The organism is Acinetobacter sp. YH12039, assembly GCF_013420015.1.
In the GTDB taxonomy this organism is placed as follows: Bacteria; Pseudomonadota; Gammaproteobacteria; order Pseudomonadales; family Moraxellaceae; genus Acinetobacter; species Acinetobacter amyesii.
In genome coordinates, this window is sequence record NZ_VOZA01000087.1 from 1 (window position 1) to 5985 (window position 5985).

The 5985-nt window shown below is 35.1% G+C and carries 5 protein-coding genes and 1 pseudogene; 2 read left to right on the forward strand and 4 right to left on the reverse strand.

The window, feature by feature from the left end; all coding sequences use genetic code 11:
- Nucleotides 1-95: transposase domain-containing protein (locus FTT98_RS17095; protein ID WP_179993438.1), on the forward strand; the 95-nt coding region annotated here is incomplete at its 5' end.
- Between the two features lie 187 nt (nucleotides 96-282).
- Here the strand turns inward: FTT98_RS17095 and sbmA are convergent.
- A complete protein-coding gene (gene sbmA / locus FTT98_RS17100) occupies nucleotides 283-1479 on the reverse strand; it encodes a peptide antibiotic transporter SbmA (RefSeq protein WP_180040430.1) in 1197 nt (398 codons plus the stop codon).
- A 459-nt stretch (nucleotides 1480-1938) separates the two neighbouring features.
- Between sbmA and FTT98_RS17105 the strand changes: the two genes are divergently transcribed.
- The gene (locus FTT98_RS17105) at nucleotides 1939-2133 is read left to right on the forward strand and encodes a hypothetical protein (protein WP_180004283.1); all 195 of its coding nucleotides are present in this window, start codon (nucleotides 1939-1941) and stop codon (nucleotides 2131-2133) included.
- 151 nt (nucleotides 2134-2284) lie between these two features.
- Here the strand turns inward: FTT98_RS17105 and FTT98_RS17110 are convergent, their stop codons facing one another.
- The 3 genes and pseudogenes from FTT98_RS17110 to FTT98_RS17120 all read right to left on the reverse strand — a co-directional run.
- Nucleotides 2285-5248 carry a type I restriction endonuclease subunit R gene (locus FTT98_RS17110; protein WP_180177596.1) on the reverse strand — a complete coding sequence of 988 codons (2964 nt, stop codon included), beginning with the start codon at nucleotides 5246-5248 and terminating at the stop codon, nucleotides 2285-2287.
- Between the two features lie 214 nt (nucleotides 5249-5462).
- A complete protein-coding gene (locus tag FTT98_RS18215) occupies nucleotides 5463-5876 on the reverse strand; it encodes a restriction endonuclease subunit S (RefSeq protein WP_373685152.1) in 414 nt (137 codons plus the stop codon).
- Between the two features lie 2 nt (nucleotides 5877-5878).
- Nucleotides 5879-5985: pseudogene (locus FTT98_RS17120) on the reverse strand (IS701 family transposase); the annotation flags it as partial.

The following is a 5985-nucleotide window of genomic DNA, read 5'->3' on the forward strand; positions in this document are numbered from 1 at the left end:
CCTATTTAAGTGATGTGCTGAAAAGGTTGCCGACACATAAAGTGACTCAGATTGAAGAATTGCTACCACACCGCTGGAAACCTAAATCGAATTAAAAAATAGGCATGGGGTTCAGCGGACGCTTACGGCTTATCTAGGATTCGAGCGACAATATGGAATCGAGTAAAAAAAACAGCTCATCTAAAAATGTTAATCTATTGATTTTATTTGAATATATTAACTTAAAATTAATGTCATAAAAAAACCTGCATTTTATTGCAGGTTTTTTTTAAATTTATAAACTCAATTGTTAATTTTTTCTTCAAATGCTCTTAAACGCTTATAAATAGACATTAATTCGATAATGGTTGTCCATGAGGAAATCAGGTATTGGAAGGAATCACGTACACGCCCAAAGACATTTAAAATTTGCATTAATATACCGAGCGTAATTGTTCCCGCAGCAATACTTGGAAACAAAATAAAATATCCATAAATATTATCCAGTTGCATGTACCAAATACGAACCAGATTGAAATAAGCGTAGTGGAAATACAGTCTAAAATAATTAAAACGAACTTTAGTAAATAATTCTTTTAATGTGAAAGGGTCTGCTCGATCTGCATGATCTTCACCATAAACTAACTCTTTACGATATGCCGCTTCGACTTTTTGATTATTAAACTCCAAACCCGGTAGTTTATAACCCACCAGCATTAAAATAACCGTCCCTAAAACCGCCCAAAGGACTGCCGCCCAAACCAATGCATAGGCGATTTCCCCCACGACAGGTAATTTCTTTACATGTGTTGATAAAGTTAGCAGCACAGGTAGAAATGCAATTAAGGTCATCACCGATTCAACTAAGCTAACCCCAAGTCCTTCTGTGGTTCTCGCAAAACGCATCGTGTCTTCTTGAATACGCTGTGAGGCACCTTCGATGGTTCTCAGTTTTTCCCAATGCGCAGTATAAAAGTCATTCATTGCGGTACGCCAACGAAAAACATAATGACTGACGAAAAACAGGTTCAATACCGCCAGTGTGACATACACCATGGCCACATAGAGAAAAGTCAGTATCTCAGAATATAGCATCGTCACTTCGCCCCCACCACCTGAAAGCATTTTCTGGATCAGGTCATAGAATGGGTTATACCAAGCATTGATCACGACATTACATTCCACACTAAACCAAACATTAAATAGAATAAGTGCGGTTCCCCACACTGACCATCGCTGCCAAGGATTATCTGATTTGATCTTCCAAAAGGCTGCAAAAAGCGCCGTTGCTACAAAAAACCAAACATAGAACCATAAAAATTTGGGACTCCAAAATCGGCTAATACCAATAGGCAGCTCTGCTTGATGATAATTTGCAGGTAAACCAAAAATCGTACCCCAACTATTGCCACCGCTATACCACAAGACAATATTGATCACGAACCATATAAGGAATGATCCAAAAAACCATTTTGGATTTGGAAAAAAAGATTTAAACATTAGTCCTACATTTCCCTGAATCTTTGTTTTTAGTTTGAGTTGCTGATGATAAGTTTTATTTCATTAATTTTCTTGTTCAGATTGAATATTTAACGCTGTTTAATCTGAAATTTAACAATCAAATACAAGACGACACATCATTCTGTTAGCTTAAGCATGAAAACTGAAGTTCACCTTAAATTCATTATTAATCATGCCCTTTTGATGATCTGGTCATTGTTTGTGGAACAAAAGACGCATCTTAGGACATATAATTACAGTTAAAAAGATTGTCATATTTTAAAATTATTTTTGATATCAATAGATTAAAAAACCATAATTTATTTAACCATTATTTAAACTTAAGTTATGGAATTCTCTAAAATATTTTCTGCGATGTAGCTCACGTCATTTACAAAACATGTTTCTTCACCAATAATATGCTAAGTTCAATTAACAACCTATGCTTGGGGAAGTAAAATGGAAAGTGCAATTGTTGAATTACTCAAACCAATTACATTAAATAAAGAAAATTGCAGTCCTTTGGTTTTTGAAACTGGTACCGTTCTAAAAGTGATTATGCAAACGCCAGAAGGCCTTTTGGTAAGTAATGATGACAAATTTAACTTTGTGATTTCATTGAAAGATAAGAATGAAGTTTGGCGCGAAATTTAATTTTCGCCTCACTTTGTGATTTGTTTTTAAATCATATTTATTCTAAGAAATTTAATCATACAATTATTGAATAAACAGGATAAGGTTCTTAAATTCCATAAAAAAAGAATCCTCCTTTTAAGCAAATATTTTTCATAACTTAGCTTAACGTTTAAATCCGTAAATCATATTTTTCTAAAATCGCATTGGTTTTCTGATGCAATCCCTCAAAATAGACTTTACTCACCAGTGCTGAAGGCTTATTTTTGGGCAATGGACGAATTTCATGTGCGTGCGGAAAACGTTCAGTAAAATCAAATCGTTGAACCACTTTTTTAAATTCATCAATCACAAGATTTTCATCTTTACAAAAGACATCATAGGCTTGCTGTTTTTCTGCATCCCAAAACTGCTTAAATGCATCTTGAACACTTTGGCCATTCAGCATTCGTGGTATTTGTTCATCAATAAATTTCTGAATCAAATCCATTTTTTTATACATTTTTCGGTCATTACTGAGTAAAGATTGGAGTTGTTGCTGCTGTTTCGCTCTTTGAATCGAGGACGGTGGCGCAGCAGCAATCATATTTAATAATGTATAAATATAATCCTGATTTACATAATCACTAATAATAAAATCTAAAGCAAAATTCACGTCACGTAGCACTGAATCTTTTTCAACTGCTGTACCTTTATTTATTCTGTCATATAAATCTTTATATTTAGATTTATAGTCTTCAAGTTCTTGCGGCACTATAACTGCGTTATCAACATCAAAGTCTGTATACATTTTCAGTTGTGAATGTAGACGAATCACATCACGAAAAGCTTGAATAAACTGCAACTGCTGACTTTCGAGTTTTAGATCATCTACTGACTGACACTCAGGTGTTATTTTTCTTAATTCACTAACACACTTATTAAATTCTGCTAATTGTTGATCCAACGGTGGCACAATCACTTGCTCAAAATTTTGGTCGTCTGCAAAAGTAGAAAGAGCTTTATCTGTTGCCTGCTTTAAATTTCTAAAACACACGACATTGCCAAAAGCTTTTGTTGGCTTATAAATACGGTTTGTACGCGAAAAAGCCTGAATTAATCCGTGATATTTTAAGTTCTTGTCGACATAAATCGTATTAAGTGGCAATGAGTCAAAACCTGTCAGGAACATATTCACCACCAACAGCAAGTCAATTGGTGGCCCTTTAAGCTCCCCAACTTCTTTAGGTGGTTTAGGTACTTTGAAGTACTTAACTCGATCACCTAGATTTTTATAATATTCATAAAATCCTTCGTCACAGTTATAGCTAGTCAGATGGCGCGTATTAAATTCTGCAATGATCCGTTCAAGTTGCGCTTTACGCCCCATATCAACTTGACTCGGCTGTTCTAGTTCTTCTTCAGAAATCGTGCCTGTTGCAGAGTCATTGGCGTCGTTTGTCGTATCCTGTGCTCCAAAAGAAAAAATCGTACCAATCACTAAAGGGGTATAAATTTCTTCCTTCTTGTCCGCTTCTGCAACCAACTCTGCTTGGACTTTGGCAAATATTGCATAATATTGAAGCAGGACATCTACTGAGCTGACACAAAACATTGAACAAAATTCGCGTTTTGCCGTTTTTTTGTCATGATTTTTTAAAATATAACGTACAATTTTTTCTAAGCGCTCAGGGTTGTCATACAGTTCTTTAGTATCGATGCCTTGTATTTTTTCATCACCTGCATTCACCTGATGAGCGGTAAATTGTCCTACGTAATCAATTTGAAATGGTAAAACATTTTTATCTGCTATCGCATCGACAATCACATATTTATGCAGTCGTTTAGGGAATAGATATTCTGTGGTGTATTTCACGCCACCAATGCTTTGACAGTTCACAGGAAAAATAGGCGTGCCTGTAAAACCGAACATTTGCGCCTGTTTAAAGAAGCGTTTGATATTTTGGTGAGTATCACCAAATTGACTGCGGTGGCATTCATCAAAAATAAATACGACTTTTTTATCTGCCAAATCGGCGATCAATTCTCTGAATTTAGGGAGTATAATTGCGTTATTCAGCTTTTGAATAGTCGTCACGACCAATTTATCTGTGAGTATATTGCTTTCATTTTTTCGTGAATTCAGCCGTTTACCGATGAGCTGTTCGACCAATGTTTTGGTGTTGGTCGTTTGGTCTACGCAGTCGGGAACAAAGGCATTAAACTCTTTAGTGGTTTGATTATCTAGGTCTTTTCGGTCCACAACAAAAATTACTTTTTCTATTTCTGGCAACTGACGCATGATTTCACTGGCTTTAAATGCCGTGAGTGTTTTCCCCGAACCCGTTGTATGCCAAATATAGGCATGATCGGTTGAGGTTTTCACATGCTGAATCATGTTTTCAACTGCATAGACTTGATAAGGTCGTAGCACCATTAAGCATTCATTTGTTTGATGCTGAACGATGTATTTACTGATCATTTTCGTAATATGTGCGGCGTTTAAAAATGCTTCGGTAAATTTACTCAAGTCATTAATAGCTTTGTTGCTTTCATCTGCCCACGGAAATGTAAAATCAAACAGTGGCGTACCATGTGAATAATATAAGCAATTTACACGGTTACTAATGACAAAGAGCTGGATGTATCCAAACAGACCTTGTCCAGATGTATAGGCGTCTTTACTGTAGTTATGCACTTGGTGAAACGCCTGTGCGATTTCTACGCCACTGCGTTTAAGTTCAACTTGTACTAATGGAAAACCGTTGATCAATAGCGTGACATCAAAACGGCTGGTTTCTGTACCGTCATCGCCATATTGAACAGTCACTTGGTTGGTCACTTGAAAAATATTTTTTTCTGCATCGTCACTTAAAAAGCGCAGTGTTTGGGTCGTACCGTCCTCATGTTTAAGCTGATATGAACCACGTAAAAGTTTGGCTTTGCCGAAAATCGTATGTTCGCTGCTCAGGTAATTCCACACCTGTTCCCATTGCTCATGTGTGAGTGGTGCAGTCAGTGCGTTAAATTTTTCTATTTGATTTTTTAAGTTTGCGAGTAAGGCTGTTTCGTTTCTATACTGAACACGTTCGTACCCTAAAGTTGTTAAGTGCTCTATAAATTGGTTTTCGAGTTCAAGTTCTTTTTGGGTCGACATTTATAATACTGCTCAGTTTTTAACTATTGGTATGTATATCTTTTGATTCTAATAGATTTATTATATTTTTCAATCTTTTAAATTCATCAAATAAACATCTAAACTGATGATACAGATCACTGTTTTTTCTTTTAGGAATCCTTCAATACTTTCTTAAATAAAAAAATTCCCACATTTGAATAAATGTAGGAATTTTATGAAACCCTATAAACAATCAGACAAACATTTGCTGTAACAAGCCTTTTTTCCATTGTTTAGTTTGTGCAATTTGCTGTGCAACGACTTCAATTTTTTGATCAATGGCAGTTAGGAAGTTGGCGATTTTGGTTTGTTCTTCTATGCAGGGGACTTTAATAATTAGCTTATTCAAATTCGTAATAGTTAAAGCTTTCTGTGTTGATCCAATAGCACTTCCTACAACATCTTTTTTAAAAGCATCCAACATAATCATTAAAAATTTAGGATTAGCTTTAATTTCTTTAAGCCAAATTAAATTTCCATCTTTAAAATAAAAATCATAATTTGTATTAATCAGATAAGTATTCGCTATAGTACCAACTGCTGTGATAAGAATTTCACCATTCTTAGGTGCATCAAATTTATTTTTAATATTATAGGACTTACGCACTATTATTTAAAGATTCTCTGTGGTAGCAGATGATTTTTATCGAGAATAAAGTCATCAATGAAGCTTTTGATAATTGGTCTAAATAATTTCTTCTGCCAACGATATACAT

Bases quoted from the DNA above. Each gene is read 5' to 3' on its own strand.
- sbmA (WP_180040430.1), bottom strand. From the start codon at position 1,479: ATGTTTAAATCTTTTTTTCCAAATCCAAAATGGTTTTTTGGATCATTC.
- FTT98_RS17105 (WP_180004283.1), top strand. From the start codon at position 1,939: ATGGAAAGTGCAATTGTTGAATTACTCAAACCAATTACATTAAATAAA.
- FTT98_RS17110 (WP_180177596.1), bottom strand. From the start codon at position 5,248: ATGTCGACCCAAAAAGAACTTGAACTCGAAAACCAATTTATAGAGCAC.